Genomic DNA, 21,954 nt, shown 5'->3' with positions numbered 1-21,954 from the left:
CAGACCTGTTCCTTGACGTCGTCAGGAGTCTCTTCACGGGCCTCATCCGCATTGCCTTCTGCCGCCATTGCGTCGGCGCTCGGATCCACCGCGGGAGTGGTTGCAGCCTCATCGTCGTCTTCGTCATCATCTGGCGCGGCTTTTTCTTCGATCTCGCCCGCCAGCGCTTCGGCCCGTGCCGCAAGCTCTGCGAGGGTCTCGGCGACCTGCGGCGGCACCACGGGCACCTCAATTTGTTCAGCAGGCGGTGGTGGCGCGTTGCGCAACTCCTCGAGCTCTGCATCCCGCTCTTCGAGCAGCGCGTCTTTCTCGGCCAGTTTGGCCTCGACTTCCTTGATGCGGTCCTCGACGGCTGCGGTCTTATCCGCAAGCATCAAACCCGCCATCAAGAGCATCCGCGCCTCGGGCATCCGCCCGATTTGATCCGACAGCACCTGCGCCTCGTCGTCGAGCATCCCCGCCGCCATATGCAGAAAGCTCTCTTCGCCTTCCTGACAGGACACCTCAAAATCGCGGCCCCCGATATGAATGGTCACTTCCGGCATCAGGCTTCTTCTCCTTCAGGCAGGTTGGGGGCTGTGGCAAGGAGCGGCTCCAATCGGGCCAGCACCGCGTTGACCTCGGCCTGATCGGTGGCGCGGGCGGCCTTCAGCCCCTCCAGCTCGGCCTCAAGGCCAGAGTTGATGAGCGCAGGATCCGCAACCCCTTCGGCATTGGCCGCACGCAGGGCCGCATTGGACTGGCGCAACTGGTCGTTGCTGGCCCGCAGGCCCTGCAATTCGCCATCAAGGGCGCTCAGACGCAGATCAAGCTCGGCGCTGACGCCCTCGTCAGCAGGCTCCACATCCTGCGAGACAGCGGCGCTTTCGGCGGCTTCCGCACGCGCACGCAATTCGGCGACTTCTGCACGCAGCGCTTCGAGCTCGGCGCTGTCGGCATGTGCATCGCCCTTCACGTCAGACGTCATCTCGGTGTCGGCAGGGCTCTCCGGCAGAGCCGAGAGCTGCGCTTGCAGCTGTTCATTCTGGGCTGTGGCTTCGCTCAGGTCATCTTCGAGCTTTTCACGCTCGCTTGCGGCCTGATTGCGTGCGGCCTCAAGATCCTGCTTCAAGCGCGCGACCTCGGCTTTCAGTGCCTCCGTTTCGACGGAGTTTCCGGCCTCGTTGCGCAGCAGCTCCAGTTCCGCATGCAGCGCAATCAGATCTTGTGCGCCATCCACGGCAGCCACTTTCTTTTCCATGTCCTCGAGCCGGCCATGCAGCAGGCGCAGCCGTTCGATCAGCTGCGCATTGGCCATCTTCTCGTCTTCGAGATCGGCCAGAAGCTCCGCATGCTTTTGCATATCCAGCTCTTCCAGTGTCGGCACCGGACGATTGGCATGCTTTTGCTCCAGCGCGGCGACGCCGCCATAGATACGATGCAGCGCGGTCTGGATGCGGCCCTGTAGTTCTTCTAACTGCTCCATGCGTTCCTCTTCACCTCGTCTTCCCGGGGCCAAGACCGTAGCCTGCGGCCTGCCCGTCCCGAGCCGATCTGTCGCCGTTTCGCGATGCCTGCCACCCGTCTGTTCGCCCGCCCCGCCTGAGCGGGTCCCAGTTGAACAGGGTTCGAATCAACCCGGCAGCGCGCCACCGCGATCAGCTTATCTCATGAAGGGGTAAAACACCCCCCCATTGCTTTCAAGCACTTGCAGAGCACAGTTCATGGCCAGACCGGCGCCGGGAGTGGCGAAACCCCGCAAAACAGGGCCTCAGCGCTTGATCTTTGCTTTGAGACTGCTATCCAGCGGCAAACCCCTGCGAACCCAAAGAGGAACAGTTCAGTGGATCTGACAGCCCTGCGCTCTGAAAACCCCGATCATTGGAACAAAGCCGCCGCCATCCGCGCCCTGACGCTGGATGCGGTTGCGGGTGCAAACTCCGGCCACTCCGGCATGCCGATTGGCATGGCCGATGTCGCAACCGTGCTGTTTGAAAAGCACATGAAGTTCGACGTCTCCGCCCCCAAATGGGCGGACCGCGATCGCTTCATCCTGTCGGCCGGCCACGGCTCCATGCTGATCTATTCGCTGCTCTACCTCATGGGCGACGCACAGGTCACGCTCGAGCAGATCAAGAACTTCCGTCAGTCCGGCGCGCTCACGGCGGGCCACCCGGAGAACTTTCTTCTGGACGCGGTCGAAGTCACCACCGGCCCGCTTGGCCAGGGGATCTCGAACGCTGTCGGCTTTGCCATGGCCGAGGAAAGCCTGCGCGCCCAGTATGGCAAGAAGGTTGTCGATCACTACACCTATGTCATCGCGGGCGACGGCTGCCTCATGGAAGGCGTGAGCCAGGAGGCAATCGGCCTTGCCGGGCGTCACCAGCTGGGCAAGCTCGTGGTGTTCTGGGACAACAACAACATCACCATCGACGGCACCGTTGATCTCTCTGATCGCACCAATCAGGTGCAGCGCTTCAAAGCGTCCGGTTGGCATGTGCAGGAAATCGACGGCCATAACCCGGCCGAGATCGACGCCGCCATCGAGGCCGCGAAGAAGACCAAGAAACCGTCGATGATCGCCTGCAAAACCCATATCGCTCTGGGTCACGCTGCGCAGGATACCTCCAAAGGCCACGGCGCTCTGACCGACGCCGATCAGCTCAAAGCCGCCAAGGAAGCCTATGGCTGGACCGGTGGCGCCTATGAGGTGCCCGCCGAGATCAAATCCCAGTGGGAAGCGATCGGCCAGCGCGGTGCTACGGCGCGCGCTGAATGGGAAGCGCGTTTTGCCGAGATTTCCAAGCAGAAACAGGACCGGTTCAACCGGGCCTTTGCCCTTGAGGCGCCGAAGAAGCTCTCCGCGACCGTGAAGGCGCTGAAAAAGCAGATCTCGGAAACCAAACCCAAGGTGGCAACCCGCAAGGCGTCGGAAATGGCGCTTGAGGTCATCAACCCGATCATGCCCGAAACCATTGGCGGCTCGGCGGATCTCACCGGCTCCAACAACACCAAGACCGGCGATCTTGGGGTGTTTGACACCGACAACCGCAAGGGCCGCTATGTCTATTGGGGCATCCGCGAGCATGGTATGGCGGCAGCGATGAACGGCATGGCGCTGCATGGCGGTATTCGCCCCTATGGCGGGACGTTCTTCTGCTTTACCGATTATGCGCGTCCGGCCATGCGTCTGGCGGCCCTGTCGAAGATCCCGACGGTCTTTGTGATGACCCACGATTCCATCGGTGTGGGCGAAGATGGCCCGACCCACCAGCCGGTCGAGCATCTCGCGATCTGTCGCGCGACCCCGAACACCTATACCTTCCGCCCTGCCGACGCGGTGGAAACCGCAGAAGCCTGGGAAATCGCGCTGACGGCCAAGGAAACCCCGTCGGTGATCGCGCTCACGCGTCAGGGCCTGCCCACCGTGCGCACCGAGCACAAGCTGGCCAACCTCACCGAGAAAGGCGCCTATGTGCTGGCCGAGGCCGAGAGCAAGCGTCAGGTGATCCTGATGGCTTCCGGCTCCGAAGTGTCGGTTGCGATGGCTGCAAAAGACATCCTCGAGGGTCAAGGCATCGGCACCCGCGTGGTCTCTGTGCCCTGCATGGAGCTGTTCCACGCGCAGGACGAAGCCTACCGCCGCAAGGTTCTGCCCGCAGGTCCCGTGCGCGTGGCCATCGAGGCCGCCGTGCGCGATGGCGGCTGGGATCGCCTCTTGCTGGGGGAACGCGGCCAGGAGAAGAAGGCAGGCTTTGTCGGCATGCAGGGCTTTGGTGCTTCTGCCCCGGCGGGTGAGCTCTTTGAGAAATTCGGCATTACCGCCGAAGGCACCGTCGCCAAGGTCAAAGAGCTGTTGGGCTAAGCCGGGTGCTGGGGGCGCTGCCCCCGACCCTTTCGGGTCTCCCCCGGGATATTTTGAGTTAGAAGATGAAAGGGCGCCCCGGGTTTGGGGCGCCCTTTTTGGTCAGGTCTGGCGTTTGGTCAGGTCCGGATGTCGTCAGTGCGCGGCTTTGGTGCCAAACAGCGGCGCGATCACTTTGGTGGCGAGGGGGATCAAGAGGAGGCCCACCACAAAGCCGAGGAGACCGTCGACCACCGCCTTCACCAGCCATTCCACCAGCCCGTCACCTTGGGCGATGGATTTGGCAAAGCTGTAGATCGTATCTTCGGGCCAGTGCCAGCCCATCTGATGCGCGGAATGCACAATGATCGACCCGCCGACCCAGAGCATGGCGGCCGTCCCGACCACAGTCAGCATTTTCAGGAACCACGGCATAAACGCGACAATGCCGCGGCCGAGGGCGCGGGTAACGCCCGTGCGGCCCACCTTGGTAAGCCAGAGGCCCACGTCGTCCATTTTTACAATCACCGCAACCACGCCATAGACCACGATGGTAATCATGATGCCCACCACGGCCAGGGTGGCCGCCTGAATCCACAAGACATCGCTCTCGATCGTCGAGAGAGATATCGTCATGATTTCAGCCGAGAGGATGAAATCGGTCTTGATGGCGCCTTTGACCTTCTGCTCTTCGAGATGTGCCGGATCTCCAATGTCGTGGCTGCCGTCTGGCCCGCCGGAATGATCGTCATGGGGCAGCACCACATGGGCGATCTTTTCGGCCCCTTCAAAACACAGGTAGCAGCCCCCGAGGATCAGGAGCGGCGGAATGAGCCAGGGCGCAAACTGCGACATCAACAGGGCCACGGGCAACAGGAACACCAGTTTGTTGATGAAAGAGCCGCGCGCAATGCGCCAGATCATCGGCAACTCGCGCGCCGGGTGGAAGCCGGTGACATATTTCGGCGTGACCGCGGCATCGTCAATCACGATGCCGGCCGCCTTCGAGCCCGCTTTCATCGATTGGGTCGCCACATCATCCACCGATGCGGCAGCGACCTTTGCGATCCCCGCGACATCGTCCAACAAGGCCAGAAGACCGCTCATACCTCACCCCTTTGCACTGTGGCATTCATGGGACCCTGTGTAGCCTGCGGGAGGGGAATCATTCAAGCGTGCCGCATCGCAGCATCGCGCCGCTCCCCCGGAGCAACAGTTACCGCAAACGCCGTCAGAGGTGTTAACGCCACCATCAAGGTTTTGCGCTAACAGTCTGTGTTTACTCTAATTTCTTCTTTTTCCCGAGGTTAATGATCGCTATAGGCTGCCCCTAAGACAGCCTTCTCGTGGAGACGACAGAGATGACCATCAAAGTTGGAATCAATGGCTTCGGACGTATCGGCCGCTGCACCCTCGCCCATATCGCGGGCAGCTTTCGCAACGATATCGAGGTGATCAAGGTCAATGCGACCGGCCCGATCGAGACGGCAGCGCATCTCATCAAATACGACAGCGTGCATGGCCGTTTCCCCGGTCAGGTCGATTTCAGCGAAGGCCGCCTGAACCTTGGCCGCGGCGACATGCAGGTGTTTTCCACCTACGACATGGACACGCTGGACTGGGAAGGCTGCGATGTCGTGCTGGAATGCACCGGCAAATTCAACGATGGCCTGAAGGCGAAGAAGCACCTCGAGCGCGGCGCAGGCAAGGTTCTGCTGTCCGCACCTGGCAAGAACGTGGACCGCACCGTGGTTTACGGCGTCAACGACGAGGATCTTCTGTCCACCGACAAGATGGTCTCCAACGGGTCTTGCACCACCAACTGCCTTGCACCGCTGGCCAAGGTACTGGACGAGGCCTTTGGCATCGAGCATGGCATCATGACCACCATCCACGCCTACACCGGCGATCAGCCGACGCTAGACCGCCGTCACGACGATCTCTACCGCGCCCGTGCGGCAGCGATGTCGATGATCCCGACCTCTACGGGCGCGGCCAAGGCGCTGGGTGAGGTTCTGCCGAACCTCAAGGGCCGTCTCGATGGCTCAGCGATCCGCGTGCCGACCCCGAATGTGTCCGCGGTGGACCTGACCTTCCGCGCGGGGCGCGAGGTCACCGCCGAAGAGGTGAACGCCGCCGTGGCAGAGGCGTCCAAGGGCCATATGTCGCGCGTTCTGGGCTATGAGCCCGCGCCGCTGGTCTCGACCGACTTCAACCACACCGAAGAAAGCTCCATCTTTGCGCCCGACCAGACCCGCGTGGTCGACGGTCGCATGGTGCGCGTGCTGGCGTGGTATGACAACGAATGGGGCTTCTCGGTCCGGATGGCCGATGTTGCCACCGCCATGGGTCGCCTGAACTAACACCTTCCTCGCGTGAGGGTTGAGATTTTACGCCCGGTCAGGCATAGCTGGCCGGGCGTATTTTATTGGGCTTCCCGCATGACCAACACCATCGCCATCGCCCTGGGGCTGTTCCTGATCACCGCTTTGACGGTGGACATCGTGTTCTTTGGCACCGGTCATGTGCTGTTTTTGGGCAAAAAGCTGTTTGAGCTGATCGAGTGGCTCGCTTTCTGGCGCTGACCACAAAGCAAAACCGGCCCGCGCGCGGCAGACCGGATCCAAGTGTTCCAAATGGACTGGCTGGGGCCTAGCGCTGGCCCAGACGCTCTGCGAGGCGTTCGCGCACAAGAGGCGTCACAAACTTGCTGACATCGCCCCCGAGGCGCGAGATTTCCTTGACCAGTTTGCTGGCGATGGCCTGATGGCGGGCCTCAGCCATGAGGAACACCGTCTCGATGCTGTCATCGAGCGCGCGGTTCATGCCAACCATCTGGAATTCATATTCAAAATCCGCAACCGCGCGCAGACCGCGCACAATCACCTGCGCGCCCACATCGCGGGCGCAGTCAATCAGCAGATTCTCAAACGGGTGGACGACGATCTCGGTGCCGGTCTGCTCGGTGAGCTTGGCGCACTCTGCCTCGATCATGGCGACGCGCTCTTCGAGATCGAACAACGGTCCCTTGTCGCGATTGATCGCCACGCCGATCACAAGCCGGTCTACCAGCAGGGTTGCCCGCCGGATAATGTCGATATGCCCCAAGGTGATGGGGTCAAAGGTTCCGGGATACAAGCCAATGCGCATGGGCCCCTCCTGCCTGCGTCACATTCCCGGGCACGCAATCATGTTGCGCGACGCAATGCAAGTGCGTGAGAATACTGAATCTTCAGCCAGTGCATAATCGCCGCCGCCCAGCCGCGATTTGCTCCCTAGTGTCCCATGATCATGCCCTCAAGCGCGGTTTTCTCCATCGCCACCTCGTTGAGTTGCGCCTTGACCACATCTCCAAGCGAGATGATCCCCACCAGCGCGCCATCTTCGACAACGGGCATATGGCGGAATCGCCCTTCGGTCATCGTGCTCAGCGCCTGCTCTGCAACGCTGTCCTGGGTGCAGGTCACCACGTCGCGGGTCATGTAGTCCTCGACCTTATGATTGAGACAAACCGACCCCACCTTGGCGAGCTGGCGCACGATGTCGCGCTCCGAGAGTATCCCAACAGGTTTGGATTTATCCGGCGACACAACGACTGTCCCGATGCCATGCTCGGACAAGAGCTGCGCCGCCGCCTCAATCGTGGCCTCCGGTGTGATCGTGACAACTTCGGCGATATCTTTGGACTTAAGGATCGACTTAACGAGCATTTTGCGCACCCTTGAAATTTTCTTTCACTCCCTCAAGGTTTGCCGCAAGATCACATCAAGTCAAGCCTTCCAATCGCTCAACCTCTGCGCGTATCCCCGCCGAGAGCGCCTCTGCAAAGCGATTAAGCCGGTCGCTGCGCTGGTCGCCCTGATGGCGGACAAGGTAAAAACTGCGGGTCAGGCTGAACTCTTCCTTCAGCACTTTGCGCAGGGTCCGGTGGCTCGGCAGTGAAAAATCATGCACCACGCCAAGCGCGCTGCCTTCGGCAAGCATCTTGATCTGGACAGAGACCGAATTGGACGCCAGCGACACGCGCTCGATGCCCAGATCATTGAGGTAATCCAACTCGCGATCAAAGATCATGTCCGGAATGTAGCCGATCATGCGATGGTCGCGCAGGTGCTCGAGCTTTTCGATCGGGTGATTGTCGCGCAGATAGTGGCGGGTGGCCGCCAGATGCAGGTGATAATCGGTGATCTTTTGCACCAGCAGCTTGCCCGCAGTTGGCGCGCTGACGGTGACGGCCATATCCGCCTCGCGCCGCGACAGGTTGATCACACGCGGCAAGGCGACAACCTGAATATCAAGATCCGGGTTGTCTTTGGAAATCGCGGCACAGACCTGCGGCAGGATGTAGTTGGCACATCCATCCGGCGCGCCGATGCGGATCTGCCCCGAAAGCGTGTCACTCGGGCCAGTGAGCGCCTCTTCGCCCGCCCGCATGGCGAGTTCCGCCGCTTCCGCATGCCCCAAGAGCCTGTCTCCGGCCGCGCTCAGCGCATAGCCTTGCGGTGATTTTACAAAGAGAGATGTCTTGAGCGCGGCCTCAAACCGGGCCACCCGGCGGCCCACTGTGGCAGGGTCCATCTTGAGGACCCGCCCCGCGCCAGAGAGGCTGCTCTCCCGCGCGACCGCCAAAAACACTTTCATATCGTCCCATTGGGGTTCCATCTGACGGGATCCTCCAGCCTTCTTCGCATTCTGCTCATGGTTAACCTACCTTAACCATTTGCGTAAATGCAAAACCTATTTGAAGCCTTTCCTCTTTTACGTCTGTTTTTGCAATCCTAGGATGGCGGCGACCACTGATCAGAGGAGGACTGCACATGCAGGAACTGACCCATTACGTGAATGGTGAAAAAGTCGCCGGGACCTCCGGCCGTTTTGCCGACGTTTTGAACCCCGCCACCGGTGAAGTGCAGGCCAAGGTGCCGCTTGCCACCAAGGCGGAAATGGACGCAATCATCGCCAAAGCCGCCGAAGCACAGGTGGAATGGGCGGCAACCAACCCGCAAAAACGCGCCCGTGTGATGATGAAGTTCGGCCAACTCATCAACGAACACATGGACACGCTCGCAGAACTGGTTGCCCGTGAACACGGCAAGACCCTGCCTGATGCGCGCGGCGACGTGCAGCGCGGCCTTGAAGTTGTCGAGGTCTGCATGGGCACGCCGAGCCTGCTGAAAGGCGAATTCACCGACAGCGGCGGACCGGGCATCGACCTTTACTCCATGCGCCAGCCTCTGGGTGTGGTTGCGGGCATCACCCCCTTCAACTTCCCGGCGATGATCCCCTTGTGGAAAATGGCCCCTGCCCTCTCGTGCGGCAACGCCATGATCCTGAAACCTTCCGAGCGCGTGCCGTCCACCTCGCTCTATCTGGCGGAGCTTCTGAAAGAAGCCGGTCTGCCTGATGGTGTGCTGCAGGTTGTGAACGGCGACAAGGAAGCCGTGGACGCGATCCTCGACAACGAGACCATTCAGGCCGTGGGCTTTGTGGGTTCCACCCCGATTGCGCAGTATATCTATGGCCGCGCGGCGACCAACGGCAAGCGCGCGCAGTGCTTTGGCGGCGCCAAGAACCACATGCTGATCATGCCTGATGCGGATCTCGACAAGGCGGCAGACGCGCTGGTTGGTGCCGGGTTTGGCGCAGCGGGCGAACGCTGCATGGCGATCTCCGTTGCGGTGCCGGTCGGCAAAGAAACCGCCGATGGCCTCATTGAGCGTCTGGTGCCCCGCATCGAGAAACTCAAGGTCGGCCCCTACACCGCCGGTGAGGACATCGACTACGGCCCCGTGATCACCCCGCAGGCCAAGGCGCGCATCGAGGGTCTCATTGACAGCGGCGTCGAGCAGGGCGCAACCCTTGTGACCGATGGCCGTGGCCTGACGCTGCAGGGGTATGAGAACGGCTATTTTGTTGGCCCGACCCTCTTTGACAATGTCACCGCCGAGATGGACATTTACAAAGAAGAGATCTTTGGCCCGGTTCTGTCGACAGTCCGCATGGACAACTACGAGGACGCACTGAACCTTGTCAAAGACAACGCCTATGGCAACGGCACCGCGATCTACACTGCCGATGGTGACACCGCGCGTGACTTTGCCAACCGCGTGAACGTGGGCATGGTCGGTATCAACTTCCCGATCCCGGTCCCGCTCAGCTACCACACCTTTGGCGGCTGGAAGAAATCGGCCTTTGGCGATCTGAACCAATATGGCCCCGACGCCTTCCGCTTCTACACCCGCACCAAGACTGTGACCCAGCGCTGGTTCTCGGGCATCAAAGAAGGCGGCGAATTCAACTTCAAAGCCATGGACTGATCCCCGAAAGGTTCATGTTTTGGCCGTCCGGGACCTCCGGGCGGCCTTTTTTGTTGGGGAATGCGCGATAAGTTGCGCAAGCGGCCTGCTCACGCAAATGTCACCCCTTCAAGGCGGGGATGGCACTGGCGCAGCTGCCCTGGCTTTCATAGTGTCGCCATCAAAATTCGAGCACTCAAAGCCACGAGGATGGATGCATGTCCGACTTCACCAAATCCCGTCTTTCTCTGACGCGCCGCAGCCTGATGGCGGGCGCGGCGGCAACACTTGCAACACCGGGGCTTTTGCGCGCGCAATCCACCGATGCTTTCCCCGCATCAGAGCCCGCAATCCGCGAGCAAATCCCGGTTCAGCGCAATGTGTCTTCGTTCCAGCAGCAGCGCTGGCAGGACCATTTTGAGACGCTGGGCGTGGGCTGTCTCTTGGCCGACATCGAGAGCCGCGCGCTGCATTACTGGGGCGGCGATGGCGAGACCTATCTGCTCTTTCCCTCATCTGTCCCGATGAGCGAAGAGCTGACCCGCCGGGGCTATTCCAAGATCGTGCGCAAGCGCGAAAACCCAAGTTGGACGCCGACGGCCAACATGCGCGAGCGCGATCCCTCGCTGCCGCAGCGTATTGAAGGCGGCGAGCCAAACAACCCGCTTGGCACCCGCGCGCTCTATCTCGACTGGCCTGCCTATCTGGTGCATGGCACCCACGACACCCGCAAAATTGGCCGTCAGAGCTCTTCTGGCTGCATCGGGCTCTACAATCAGCACGTCGAGAAACTCTATCCGCTGGTCAAAGTCGGAACACAGGTCCGCCTGCTCTGATCGCCCGCCTGAACGTTAGGCTCCGGCATGAAGAGGCCCAAGAATTAGCCGCGTCTCCCAAAGGGGACGCGGCCTTGTAGTCTTTGATCTGAAGTCCGCGAGACCCGGCTCAGGCTGCGGAAATTCCGAGACTGCGCGGGGCGTTGCCGTCGATGTAATTCTGGAACGCGCGCTCCATCAGACGTTCAAAATCGCGGGTGTAGGATTTGGTATCAAACAGCGGCGAGTTCTCGTGCGACGCCGCCAGACGCTTGCGAATATCCGCAAGATAGTCAGGATCTTGGGCAATGCGCAGAGCCACTTCGTAATATTTCTTCTCGCTATGAGTGACCAGATCCTCAAGCCCCGCTGCGCTGAGGATGCTGCCCGCCACCCGCGCGGCGAATTGCTCGCCGGTTTTGGTGACAACGGGCAAGCCCGCCCAGAGTGCATCACTGGCGGTCGTGTGTGCGTTGACGTTGAAGGTATCCAGGAAAAGATCGGCGTGTTTCAGGCGCGCCAGGTGGTACTCCGGCTGCATCCGCCCGGTGGGGATGATGCGCGCACCATCGACACCGCGCGACTCGGCTTCCTTGCGCAGACGGTCGATGATCTCTGCCTTTGAGACATAGAACCACAGCACGCTGTCGGGCACTTCTTTCAGGAGGTCCATCCAGATGCCGAACTCGCGCGGCGTGACCTTGTAGGGGTTGTTGAAGGAGGAGAACACAAACCCCTCTTCGGGGAGATCATGGCTGGCCCGCGTGTCTGCAACCTCGGCGATAAAGCGCGACTCGTCATTGGGCTGGTAGCAATTGGGCATATAGAGGATGTTTTCGGTATAGTGCTTGCGCAGGTGCGACGGGATCGTGATCTTGTCGGCCACCATGTAATCCATTGATTTCAAACCGGTCGTGCCCGGATACCCCAGATAGGCCACCTGCACAGGCGCCACGCGACTGTTGAACATGTCCAGCCGCCCATTCTCGGTAAAGCCCTTGAGATCCACCGCAATATCCAGAGCATCCCCATGCGCCAGATCAACGATCTGCGCAGTGTTCAGAGTGCGGATATCGCGAAACACATCGGCGCTGCGACGCGCGCGCTCGTGTTCGTGGTCCCGCAGCTTGGAGCCATAGTCGTAGATATAGATCTCGAACTTCGATCGGTCGTGGTTTTCCAGCAGCCCCCCCATGAGATGCATGGTGGCGTGGTTGTAGAAGTCGTTCGAGAAATAGCCGATCCGGATCTTTTCGCCGGCCGCGCGCTCCCCCTTGAAGATGGGGGCTTTGACGGGGTTGCAGAACTTGGAATTGATCTGGGCGATGGAGCGCTGTTTCTGAAACGCCGCATCATCGCAAAGCGACAGGAAGGCAAAAGGATCGGACAGCACGTTCTGGTTCTTGAACTGCTTGAGGTAGGTCGGGATCTTGTTGAAATCATCCCAGCGCGCGCGATGGGCTTTGGTATGCATCATCCGCGACAGGGCGATATGATTTTTGGGATCGAATTTCACAGCAATTTCAAAGTAATCGATCGCCTCTTCAAATTTCTGAAGGCGCATCAGAAGGGTGCCGATCATGCCGTAGTGGCTGCCGTTGGTCGGCTCCAGCTTGACGGCTCGCATCAGGCTCCCCAGCGCGTCCATCATCCGGTTGGAATCCTTCATGAGCACTTCGCCCATCAGCGAATGGAGCCGCGCATCCTGTCCCTCGAGCGCAATCGCCTGGTTGATCACCGCCTCGGCCTTTTCGTTCTCATGTTTCAGGATGAGCGCCTGAGCCTTGCGCAGAAGCTTGGTCACAGTGTCCTTGGTCTGCTCCCCTTTCGCCCGGCTGCTGCGCAGCCCGTTTTTCATTTCATAGGCGAATTTCGCGCGTTCCTGCGCCTTGACGGAATTGGCGAATTTTTCGAACTCGGGGAACTGCTTCTTGGTGGGCTGCATCACCGCGAGTTTTGGGGTTTGATTGGGCTGCGACACGAGGATCTCGCTCCTTCTCAGACTATAGGTTTGCCCCTATCCTATGGGAAACAGGAGGGCCTTTGGTCCAAAGTAGTGGCGCAGAGGTCTTAAAATTTCCCTCAAATTCCACATGAATGCATCGAAAAACACCCCAATTGAGCGCTGTTTTGCGCCGATGGGCGCAACGGTGCAGGACCATCTTGCAGTTGTGCATATTGAAGTGACGCCCCGAGCCGCGTAAGAAATAAACAGTTGTTCAATTCTTGTGGCGCCGCATGCGGCCACATTTGAAACGGGGAGGAGAACCCATGGACTTCGCAATGACAGAAGAGCAGACGGCCATCTTTGACATGGCTTATGGCTTTGGCCAGGAGCATATCGCGCCTTTTGCCCGCCAGTGGGAATCTGAAGGCACCATCCCCAAGGATCTGTGGCCCAAGGTGGGTGAGCTGGGCTTTGGCTCTCTTTATGTAAGCGAAGAGTCCGGCGGCTCCGGCCTTTTGCGGCTGGATGCCACCCTGGTCTTTGAGGCGCTGTCGATGGCCTGCCCCTCGGTGGCAGCGTTCCTGTCGATTCACAACATGTGCGCCAAGATGCTCGACATGTTTGCCAGCGACGATTTGAAGGCGCGCGTGATGGACGACGTCATGAGCCTCAACACGGTGCTGAGCTACTGCCTCACCGAACCGGGGTCCGGCTCTGACGCGGCGGCGCTCAAGACCCGCGCGAGCCGGGACAACGAAGGCTATGTGCTCAACGGCACCAAGGCGTTCATCTCCGGCGGCGGCTATTCCGACGCCTATGTCTGCATGGTGCGCACCGGCGAGGACGGCCCCAAGGGGATCTCCACGCTCTATGTCGAGGATGGCACGCCGGGGCTCTCGTTTGGCGGGCTTGAGGACAAGATGGGCTGGAAGAGCCAGCCCACCGCGCAGGTGCAATTTGACGACTGCCGCGTGCCGGCGGGCAATCTCGTGGGCCAGGAGGGCGACGGGTTCAAATACGCCATGAAGGGCCTTGATGGCGGGCGTCTCAACATTGCCGCCTGTTCGCTTGGCGCCGCGCAAGCCGGGCTAAATGCGACGCTGCAATACATGTCCGAGCGCAAGGCCTTTGGCAAATCCATCGACCAGTTCCAGGGGCTTCAGTTCCGCCTCGCGGATATGGAGATCGAGCTTCAGGCCGCACGCACCTTCCTGCGCCAGGCCGCATGGAAACTGGACCAGGGCAGCCCGGATGCCACCAAATTCTGCGCCATGGCAAAGAAATTCGTGACCGAAACCGGCTCCAACGTGGTGGATCAATGCCTGCAGCTGCACGGCGGCTATGGCTATCTCGCGGATTACGGCATCGAGAAGCTGGTACGCGACCTTCGGGTGCATCAGATCCTTGAAGGCACCAATGAGATCATGCGCGTGATCGTCGCCCGTCATATGCTGGCGGAAAACCACTAAGTGTCTCAGGAAAGGACCGCCGCCATGAGCGACATCCATATCCGTATCGAAGGGCGCGCAGGGCGCATAACGCTCACCCGCGAAAAGGCCCTCAACGCCCTCTCTTACGACATGTGCCTTGCGATCGACGCTGCCCTCAAGGACTGGGCCAAGGACGATGCCGTGGCGCTGGTGGTGTTTGACGCCGCTGGCGACAAGGCCTTCTGCGCGGGCGGTGACATTGCCGAGCTCTACGAGACGGGAACCAAGGGCGATTTTGCCTATGGCCGCACATTCTGGCGGGATGAGTACCGCATGAACGCGCGGATCTTTGAGTATCCCAAACCGGTGGTGAGCTTCCTGCAGGGCTTTACCATGGGCGGCGGTGTTGGCATTGGCTGTCACGGCACGCATCGCGTGGTGGGCGACAGCTCCAAACTCTCGATGCCCGAATGCGGGATCGGGCTGGTGCCGGATGTGGGCGGCTCGCTTCTGCTCGCGCTGGCGCCGGGGCGCCTGGGCGAATATCTCGGCACCACCGGCTACCGGATGGATGCGGGCGATGCGATTTATGCTGGCTTTGCCGATCACTACATCCCCGAAACCACCTGGCCTGCGCTGATCAAGACCCTTGAGGAGACAGGCGATGTCGCAGCTCTCGAGGCCGCCGCACAGCCCGCCCCAGAGAGCAAGCTGCAGGCGATGCAGGGCGATATCGACGCCACATTTGCAGGCGAAACCGCCGCCGACATCCTGACCGTCCTGCGCGGGCGAAAGGACAGCTTTGCCGCCGACACCCTCAAGGTGCTGGAACGCGGTGCGCCGCTCTCCATCGCCACCACGGTCGAGATGATCCACCGCCTGCGCAGCTCCACTGCGACCATGCGCCGGGCCTTGGATCTGGAATATCGTTTCACCTATCGTGCGATGGATAAGGGCGACCTTCTCGAAGGCGTGCGCGCCCTCATCATCGACAAGGACAAATCGCCCAAGTGGCAATATGCCGACGGCAACGTGCCTGCGGTCGCCGTGAGCCAGATGCTCCAACCGCTTGGAGCCGAGGCATTGAGTTTTGAGGAGGAGAGCTAAGATGCAAATCGGATTTATCGGACTGGGCAACATGGGCGGCCCGATGGCGGCCAATCTCGCCAAGGCAGGCCATAGCGTTACCGGCTTTGACATGGCGGATGTCTCGATCGAAGGCGTCTCCCTCGCCAAGAGCGCGGCCGAGGCCGCAACGGGCGCGGATGTGGTGATCACCATGCTGCCCAATGGTGACATCCTGCGCCATGTCGCCTCCGAGATCATCCCCGCCATGACCAATGGCGCGGCTTTTGTGGATTGCTCCACCGTTGATGTGGACAGCGCCCGCGCGGTGGCGCAACAGGCGGCAGAGGCCGGGCTTCTGGCCGTGGATGCGCCGGTCTCCGGTGGCATCGGTGGGGCTGCGGGCGGCACGCTCACCTTTATGGCGGGCGGATCTGAGGAGGCCTTTGCCAAGGCCGCACCGCTCTTTGATATCATGGGCCAGAAGGCCGTGCATTGCGGCGACTCCGGCGCCGGTCAGGCCGCCAAGATCTGCAACAACATGATCCTCGGCGTCACCATGATCGCCACCTGCGAAGCCTTTGCGCTGGCCGACAAACTCGGCCTTGATCGCCAGAAGATGTTCGATGTGGTCTCGACCTCCTCAGGCTACAGCTGGACCATGAACGCCTATTGCCCCGCACCCGGCGTCGGCCCGCAGTCCCCCGCCGACAACGATTACCAGCCGGGCTTTGCCGCCGATTTGATGCTGAAGGACCTGCGCCTGTCGCAGCAGGCCGCCGGCAGCGCCGATGCCGACACCCCGATGGGCAAACTGGCCGAAGCGCTCTACAGCCAGTTCGTCGACAAAGAGGACGGCAAGGGCAAGGATTTCTCCGCCATGTTGCCGCGCTTTGAAAAACGCGGCCGCAGCTAGGACGCCCCCATCTGGATGAGCGCCACTCGCGTGGCCTCATCCGCCGGGAACATGCATTCGATCCTGAGCTCGGAGAGGGCAATATCCTCCACCGTGCCAAACTGCGACATCGCCGAAAAAAACGAGAGCACCTGCGCGCCGATCTGATAGCGGGTGGGGATCATGGCGGGCAATGGCCCGGCCTCTGGCACCTGCCCCGCGCCCCGGGCGCGCAGATCCTCCACATGGGCCTCGATCACGCTGTCCCGGCCAAAATGCGCCAGCTCGCTGCGCAAACGTTGCAGGGTCAGCTGCTCGACCTCCCGAAGGTTGAGGATATTCGAACGCAGCCCGCTATTGTGCAAGAGCGCCTCCAGCAGGCTGTCGCCCAAGTCGATGCCCACAGGCTGCAACAGCATTCGGGCAGGCGCATTCGCCGCTTCCAGCTGCCAGTGTCGATCCAGAGCCATCGCCGGATATGGCGCGTGGCGCTCCAGCATCCACATCACCGCCGCCCGCACCGGGGCCAGCTCCGCGTCCTCCAGATCACGCGCCCCATAGGCAGGCGCAAACCCCGCCGCTGTCAGCAGCGCGTTGATCTCCGTCTGTGGCAGCAGCAACTCCCGGCTTAAACGCAGCACCATGTCCCGGCTGGGCCGCGCACGCCCGGTTTCCAGAAACGACAGATGCCGCGCCGAGACCTCTGCCGAGAGCGCCAGATCCAACTGGCTCATCCGGCGCAGCTGTCGCCAGTCTTTCAGCTGTGTTCCAAACGCGCTCATCCGCCCCTCGCTTTTTGACATTCCTAGCCGATCCGCTTGTGAAATACAGTTACCTCCGAGGTAATTGAATCCCTTCCCTGCATCGGCGAGCCTCCCGGCAAGTTTGCATAAAAGAGGACCACATGATGACAGTTGATTTTGCAGCACGGCTCCTGCGCGTCACCGCCGCTGGGACGGCGCTTCTTGGGATGATGCTGGTGCTGGCTCCGCACAGCCCGCTCGGCCCTGCCGGTCTGTTCTTTGTCGATCTGGCCTTCCTGCCTCTTGATCAGGCACAACAGATCAATGACGAGGTCGCCCAACTGATGATGGCGATTTCGGGCGGGCTTCTGTGCGGCCTTGGCGTGTTGATCTGGCAGATTGCCACACATGTGCTGCCCAGCGACCCAAAACGCGCGCGTCAGCTCCTGATCCCCGCGCTCCTCACCTGGTATCTGCCCGACAGCCTCGGCTCCGCCCTCTCGGGCGCCAGCTTCAACGTGGTGATGAACACCGCCTTCCTTGCCCTGCTGTTGGCGCCGCTTCTGCTGCTCAAACCAGCATCCGGCCAGAAGCTCTCGCCACAAGGCTGACCCCTACACACAGTGTTCCAAACAAAGAGAGGCGCACCCGCGCCCCTCTTCTTCTAACCCCAAATATCCCGGGGAGCGCGAGGGGCAGCGCCCCTCGCCCAGAGATCACTCCGCCGCGACCTTCTTGCGCGCCTGCGCTTCCAGCATCGGCTTCAGATAGCGCCCGGTGTGACTGCGCGGCTCTTCGGCGACCTTTTCCGGCGTCCCCACAGCGACAATCTCGCCGCCGCCATCACCGCCTTCGGGGCCAATGTCGATCAGCCAATCAGCCGTCTTGATCACGTCGAGGTTGTGTTCGATCACCACCACGGAATTGCCCTGCTCAACCAATTCATGCAGAACTTCCAAGAGCTTGCGCACATCCTCAAAATGCAGACCGGTGGTCGGCTCATCCAGGATATAAAGCGTGCGGCCCGTCGACCGTTTGGCGAGTTCCTTTGAGAGTTTCACCCGCTGGGCCTCGCCGCCCGACAGTGTGGTGGCCTGCTGGCCGACCTTGATATAGCCAAGACCCACCCGCATCAGCGCGTCCATCTTGTCGCGGATCGTCGGCACGGCGGCAAAGAACTCCTGCGCATCCTCCACTGTCATATCCAGCACATCGGCAATGCTCTTGCCCTTGAACTTGATCTCCAGCGTCTCGCGGTTGTAGCGCGCGCCCTGACAGGTCTCGCAGGTGACATAGACGTCGGGCAGGAAATGCATCTCGACCTTCAGCACCCCGTCACCCTGACAGGCCTCGCAGCGTCCGCCCTTCACGTTAAAGGAAAACCGCCCCGGTTTATACCCGCGCGCCTTGGCTTCGGGCAGGCCGGCAAACCAGTCGCGGATCGGCGTGAAGGCCCCGGTATAGGTCGCCGGGTTCGAGCGTGGCGTGCGCCCGATGGGGCGCTGGTCGATGTCGATCACCTTGTCCAGATGCTCGAGCCCCTTGATGGTTTCGCAAGGCGCAGGCGTCTGGCGCGCCCCGTTGAGACGCATCGAGGCAGTCTTGAACAGCGTCTCGATGGTCAGCGTGGACTTGCCACCGCCCGACACACCGGTGACGCAGACAAATTTCCCCAGCGGGAATTCGGCGGTGACGTCCTTCAGGTTGTTGCCGGAGGCCTTCACCACCTTGATCTTCTTCTTGTTGCCCTTGCGGCGCGTATCCGGCACCGCAATCTCACGCGTTCCGGCCAGATACTGACCGGTGACCGAACCCGCATCACCCTCAACCGTGGCGGGCGTGCCGTGGCTGACAACCTGCCCGCCGTGCACCCCGGCGCCGGGACCAATATCAAAGACGTAATCGGCCTGCCGGATCATATCCTCGTCATGTTCCACCACGATCACCGTGTTGCCCTGATCGCGCAGGTTCTTGAGCGTGGTGATCAGCCGGTCATTGTCACGCTGGTGCAGGCCGATGGAGGGCTCGTCCAACACATAGAGCACCCCGGTCAGGCCAGAGCCGATCTGGCTCGCCAGACGAATCCGCTGGCTTTCCCCGCCCGAGAGCGTGCCCGCGTTGCGCGAGAGGGTCAGATACTCAAGCCCCACATTGTTGAGGAACCCAAGACGCTCGCGGATTTCCTTGACGATGGCGCGGGCGATCTCCTGCTTTTGCGGGCTGAGATGGCTCGGCACCTCTTCGATCCACGCCAGCGCCTCGCGGATGGATTTCTCCACCACCTGCCCCACATGCAGACGATGCTCGGCGGGGCCTCCCGCCGGGCCGATTTTGACCGCCAGCGCCTCTTCGCGCAGACGATACCCACCACAATGGCCGCAGTCGCGGTTGTTCTGGTAGCGCTCGAACTCCTCGCGCACCCAGTTGGAATCCGTTTCGCGGTAGCGGCGCTCCATATTGGGGATCACGCCCTCAAAGACGCGCGTCACATTGTAGACGCGCCCGCCTTCGTCATAGCGAAAGGCGATTTCCTCGTCGCCGGAGCCATGCAGGAACACCTGTTTCACATGCGCGGGCAGATCCTTCCACGGCGTGTTCTTGTCGAACTCATAGTGGTTGGCGATGGCCTCGATAGTCTGCAGGAAATAGGGCGATTTGCCCTTGCGCCAGGGCGCCAGCGCCCCGTCATAAACCTTGAGGCTCTGATCCGGTACCACGAGACGTTCGTCAAAGAACAGCTCCACGCCCAGACCGTCACAATGCGGACAGGCCCCAAAGGGCGCGTTAAAGGAAAACAGCCGTGGTTCGATCTCGGGGATGGTGAAGCCACTGACGGGACAGGCGAAATTCTCGGAAAAGGTGATCCGCTCCGGGTCGCCCTCACGCGGGGCGGTCTCCAGAATGGCGATCCCGTCGGCCAGATCCAGCGCAGTGCGCAAGCTGTCCGCCAGCCGGGTCTCGATGCCCTCTTTTACAACCAGCCGGTCGACCACCACGTCGATGTCATGGCGGAACTTCTTGTCGAGCGTGGGCGGCGTATCAAGATCGTGAAACTCCCCGTCCACCTTCACGCGCTGGAACCCCTGTTTCCTGAGCTCCAGCATCTCTTTTTTGTACTCGCCCTTGCGGTCGCGCACGATGGGCGCCAGCAGATAGCCCCGCGTGCCCTCCTCAAGCGTCATGATCCGGTCGACCATATCCTGCACCTGCTGCGCCTCGATGGGCTGGCCGGTGGCAGGGCTGTAGGGCGTGCCCGCGCGGGCAAACAGCAGTCGCAGATAATCATAGATCTCGGTGACGGTGCCGACGGTCGAGCGCGGGTTCTTCGATGTGGTCTTCTGCTCGATGGAGATCGCAGGCGACAGGCCCGAGATATGATCCACATCGGGCTTTTCCATCATATCGAGGAACTGGCGCGCATAGGCGCTGAGGGATTCGACATAGCGGCGCTGCCCCTCGGCGTAGATGGTGTCAAAGGCAAGGCTCGACTTGCCGGAACCGGAGAGGCCCGTGATCACCACCAGTTCATCCCGCGGGATGTCCACGTCGATGTTCTTGAGATTGTGCTCGCGCGCGCCGCGCACCTCAATGTTCTTCAACTCAGCCATATTGCCCCCAAACTTTGAACTACACATAGGTGAGCCGCCGCGAGTCTCCAAGAGAAAAAGAGGAACAGAGGGGGAACGCGCAAATCTGTCCTGACAGAAACTGTCAGACCGCCCCCCGCGCCACCCGTTGCCGGTGCAGCGCAAGCGCCTGATGCACCACGGCCCCGGCCAAAAGCAGCAGCGCCACGGTCAGCACCAGCGAGCCATAGCCCCCATAGGTCAGCACGGCGACAAACAGCGGTGTGCCGATGGCATTGCCCATGTTGCCCGCCTGCGCCATGGCGCCATTGGCCTCTGATTGCGTCGAAGGCGTGTCATTGAGCTGCGGCACAGAAGCAAAGCTGGCCCCCTGCACCAGCCCGAACCCCGCCGCCAAGACCATGCAGGCCAGCCAGTACCCCGGCATCGCCCAAAGCCAGAGCATCGCCACCGTGCCGATGAGGAACCCAAGCTGCACCACTTTGACCCCCGAGGTCACGCGCAGCAGGCCAGCCCCAAGCGTCAGAGAGACCACGATCGACACCAGAGGCATCGCCCCCATCACATGCGCACGCTGGCTCTCGGCGATATAGGGCGGCAGCACCGTCAGCACCGCCACAAAGCAGCAGGTATAAAAGAGCCAGCCCGCGGCAGGCGCCAGCTTGTGCGGCGATCGGTAGATATTCAGATGCAGCGATGGCAAGGCGCGCAGATCAGGATAGCTGGCGCGCGGCGGCACCGGCAAGTCGCGCAGCCCCCAATGCAGGATGAGCGCCAGAAGGCCCATCATCCCCGCATGCACCGCAAAAAGCGCAGGGATGCCCCGTGCCTCGACGAGCGGCAGCCCGAACCACGTCAAGAGCGCAAAGGCAACGCCAAAGAACGTACTCCAGATCGTCAGCGCCACCCCACGCGCCGGGCCACGCGCGAGGATCGCCATCAGCGTCGGCGCCGCAACAACCACGCCCAGATGGGAGATCCCCTCGACCATGCGCGTGATGAGAAACAGGCCAAAGGGCAGATGCAGCGCCTGCAGGCCCGAGACCCCCGCGCCAAGCACCAGCGACAGAACAAGCGTACGCCGAAAACCGATGGCCGACACATAAAGCCCCGCCACAACGCCAAAAATGATCCCCAGCACCCCCACCAGCGACACCGTCCAGCCCATCGCCGCGCCCACACCGGGATAAAGCGCAGGCAGCTGGTCAAAGATCACGGCGATCTTGCCGTATTGCGCCGCCGCGCCGAGGCCCGCGGCCCAGATCAAGAGCACCATGACCCAGTTCGTCCCCTGCCCCTGCTGCTGCATCTCGTCGCCCTCGACCCTGTAAAGAAAATGAGCGGCCAACTTA

At 61.3% G+C, this 21,954-nt stretch carries 18 protein-coding genes and 1 pseudogene; 9 read left to right on the top strand and 10 right to left on the bottom strand.

Going from position 1 to position 21,954, the window contains the following annotated elements:
* Window positions 1–134: 134 nt before the first annotated feature.
* Both TM1040_RS09900 and TM1040_RS09895 read right to left on the bottom strand, forming a co-directional pair.
* Window positions 135–545 (bottom strand): annotated as a pseudogene (locus TM1040_RS09900) (cell division protein ZapA); the annotation flags it as partial.
* Complete coding sequence (locus tag TM1040_RS09895) at window positions 545–1,465, bottom strand: hypothetical protein (RefSeq protein WP_011538454.1); 921 nt, start codon at window positions 1,463–1,465, stop codon at window positions 545–547. The gene TM1040_RS09895 and the pseudogene TM1040_RS09900, both read right to left, overlap by 1 nt.
* Before the next feature lie 357 nt (window positions 1,466–1,822).
* Here TM1040_RS09895 and tkt point away from each other — a divergent pair, with 357 nt between their 5' ends.
* A complete protein-coding gene (gene tkt, locus TM1040_RS09890) occupies window positions 1,823–3,844 on the top strand; it encodes a transketolase (protein WP_011538453.1) in 2,022 nt (673 codons plus the stop codon).
* Between the two features lie 135 nt (window positions 3,845–3,979).
* On the opposite strand, the gene TM1040_RS09885 is transcribed toward tkt, so the two are convergent.
* Window positions 3,980–4,930 carry a DUF808 domain-containing protein gene (locus TM1040_RS09885; RefSeq protein ID WP_011538452.1) on the bottom strand — a complete coding sequence of 317 codons (951 nt, stop codon included), beginning with the start codon at window positions 4,928–4,930 and terminating at the stop codon, window positions 3,980–3,982.
* A 254-nt stretch (window positions 4,931–5,184) separates the two neighbouring features.
* Here TM1040_RS09885 and gap point away from each other — a divergent pair, with 254 nt between their 5' ends.
* Both gap and TM1040_RS20275 read left to right on the top strand, forming a co-directional pair.
* On the top strand, window positions 5,185–6,186 hold the full coding sequence (gene gap, locus TM1040_RS09880; RefSeq protein WP_011538451.1) for a type I glyceraldehyde-3-phosphate dehydrogenase: 1,002 nt from the start codon (window positions 5,185–5,187) through the stop codon (window positions 6,184–6,186).
* A 78-nt stretch (window positions 6,187–6,264) separates the two neighbouring features.
* Window positions 6,265–6,408 carry a hypothetical protein gene (locus TM1040_RS20275; protein ID WP_011538450.1) on the top strand — a complete coding sequence of 48 codons (144 nt, stop codon included), beginning with the start codon at window positions 6,265–6,267 and terminating at the stop codon, window positions 6,406–6,408.
* A 67-nt stretch (window positions 6,409–6,475) separates the two neighbouring features.
* Here the strand turns inward: TM1040_RS20275 and coaD are convergent, their stop codons facing one another.
* The 3 genes from coaD to TM1040_RS09860 form a co-directional block, all read right to left on the bottom strand.
* Window positions 6,476–6,973 carry a pantetheine-phosphate adenylyltransferase gene (gene coaD / locus TM1040_RS09870; protein ID WP_011538449.1) on the bottom strand — a complete coding sequence of 166 codons (498 nt, stop codon included), beginning with the start codon at window positions 6,971–6,973 and terminating at the stop codon, window positions 6,476–6,478.
* Between the two features lie 125 nt (window positions 6,974–7,098).
* A complete protein-coding gene (locus tag TM1040_RS09865) occupies window positions 7,099–7,533 on the bottom strand; it encodes a CBS domain-containing protein (protein ID WP_011538448.1) in 435 nt (144 codons plus the stop codon).
* A 55-nt stretch (window positions 7,534–7,588) separates the two neighbouring features.
* Window positions 7,589–8,485 (bottom strand): LysR family transcriptional regulator, encoded by an 897-nt coding sequence (locus TM1040_RS09860; RefSeq protein ID WP_011538447.1) that lies wholly within the window; start codon window positions 8,483–8,485, stop codon window positions 7,589–7,591.
* A gap of 155 nt (window positions 8,486–8,640) precedes the next feature.
* Between TM1040_RS09860 and TM1040_RS09855 the strand changes: the two genes are divergently transcribed.
* Both TM1040_RS09855 and TM1040_RS09850 read left to right on the top strand, forming a co-directional pair.
* The gene (locus TM1040_RS09855; RefSeq protein ID WP_011538446.1) at window positions 8,641–10,140 is read left to right on the top strand and encodes a CoA-acylating methylmalonate-semialdehyde dehydrogenase; all 1,500 of its coding nucleotides are present in this window, start codon (window positions 8,641–8,643) and stop codon (window positions 10,138–10,140) included.
* A 197-nt stretch (window positions 10,141–10,337) separates the two neighbouring features.
* The gene (locus TM1040_RS09850; RefSeq protein WP_011538445.1) at window positions 10,338–10,955 is read left to right on the top strand and encodes a L,D-transpeptidase; all 618 of its coding nucleotides are present in this window, start codon (window positions 10,338–10,340) and stop codon (window positions 10,953–10,955) included.
* Between the two features lie 109 nt (window positions 10,956–11,064).
* Here the strand turns inward: TM1040_RS09850 and TM1040_RS09845 are convergent, their stop codons facing one another.
* Window positions 11,065–12,915 carry a hypothetical protein gene (locus tag TM1040_RS09845; RefSeq protein ID WP_011538444.1) on the bottom strand — a complete coding sequence of 617 codons (1,851 nt, stop codon included), beginning with the start codon at window positions 12,913–12,915 and terminating at the stop codon, window positions 11,065–11,067.
* Window positions 12,916–13,205: 290 nt separating this feature from the next.
* Between TM1040_RS09845 and TM1040_RS09840 the strand changes: the two genes are divergently transcribed.
* The 3 genes from TM1040_RS09840 to mmsB are packed head-to-tail and all read left to right on the top strand — an operon-like array spanning window position 13,206 to window position 16,293.
* On the top strand, window positions 13,206–14,351 hold the full coding sequence (locus TM1040_RS09840; RefSeq protein WP_011538443.1) for an acyl-CoA dehydrogenase family protein: 1,146 nt from the start codon (window positions 13,206–13,208) through the stop codon (window positions 14,349–14,351).
* A gap of 24 nt (window positions 14,352–14,375) precedes the next feature.
* Window positions 14,376–15,419 carry an enoyl-CoA hydratase/isomerase family protein gene (locus TM1040_RS09835; protein ID WP_011538442.1) on the top strand — a complete coding sequence of 348 codons (1,044 nt, stop codon included), beginning with the start codon at window positions 14,376–14,378 and terminating at the stop codon, window positions 15,417–15,419.
* 1 nt (window position 15,420) lies between these two features.
* Complete coding sequence (gene mmsB, locus TM1040_RS09830; protein ID WP_011538441.1) at window positions 15,421–16,293, top strand: 3-hydroxyisobutyrate dehydrogenase; 873 nt, start codon at window positions 15,421–15,423, stop codon at window positions 16,291–16,293.
* Here the strand turns inward: mmsB and TM1040_RS09825 are convergent.
* Window positions 16,290–17,054 carry a helix-turn-helix domain-containing protein gene (locus TM1040_RS09825; protein WP_011538440.1) on the bottom strand — a complete coding sequence of 255 codons (765 nt, stop codon included), beginning with the start codon at window positions 17,052–17,054 and terminating at the stop codon, window positions 16,290–16,292. The two genes, mmsB and TM1040_RS09825, sit on opposite strands and share 4 nt — an antisense overlap.
* A gap of 122 nt (window positions 17,055–17,176) precedes the next feature.
* Between TM1040_RS09825 and TM1040_RS09820 the strand changes: the two genes are divergently transcribed.
* The gene (locus TM1040_RS09820) at window positions 17,177–17,626 is read left to right on the top strand and encodes a hypothetical protein (RefSeq protein ID WP_011538439.1); all 450 of its coding nucleotides are present in this window, start codon (window positions 17,177–17,179) and stop codon (window positions 17,624–17,626) included.
* A 105-nt stretch (window positions 17,627–17,731) separates the two neighbouring features.
* On the opposite strand, the gene uvrA is transcribed toward TM1040_RS09820, so the two are convergent.
* Together uvrA and TM1040_RS09810 are read right to left on the bottom strand one after the other, a co-directional pair.
* Entirely contained in the window at window positions 17,732–20,623 is a 2,892-nt protein-coding gene (gene uvrA / locus TM1040_RS09815) for an excinuclease ABC subunit UvrA (RefSeq protein WP_011538438.1), read from the bottom strand.
* A gap of 103 nt (window positions 20,624–20,726) precedes the next feature.
* Window positions 20,727–21,911 (bottom strand): MFS transporter, encoded by a 1,185-nt coding sequence (locus tag TM1040_RS09810; protein WP_011538437.1) that lies wholly within the window; start codon window positions 21,909–21,911, stop codon window positions 20,727–20,729.
* Window positions 21,912–21,954 lie beyond the last annotated feature (43 nt).

Source organism: Ruegeria sp. TM1040 (assembly GCF_000014065.1).
Taxonomy (GTDB): Bacteria; Pseudomonadota; Alphaproteobacteria; order Rhodobacterales; family Rhodobacteraceae; genus Epibacterium.
Note: the sequence above shows the minus strand (reverse complement) of the source record. Positions and strands in the feature narration are given on the sequence as shown.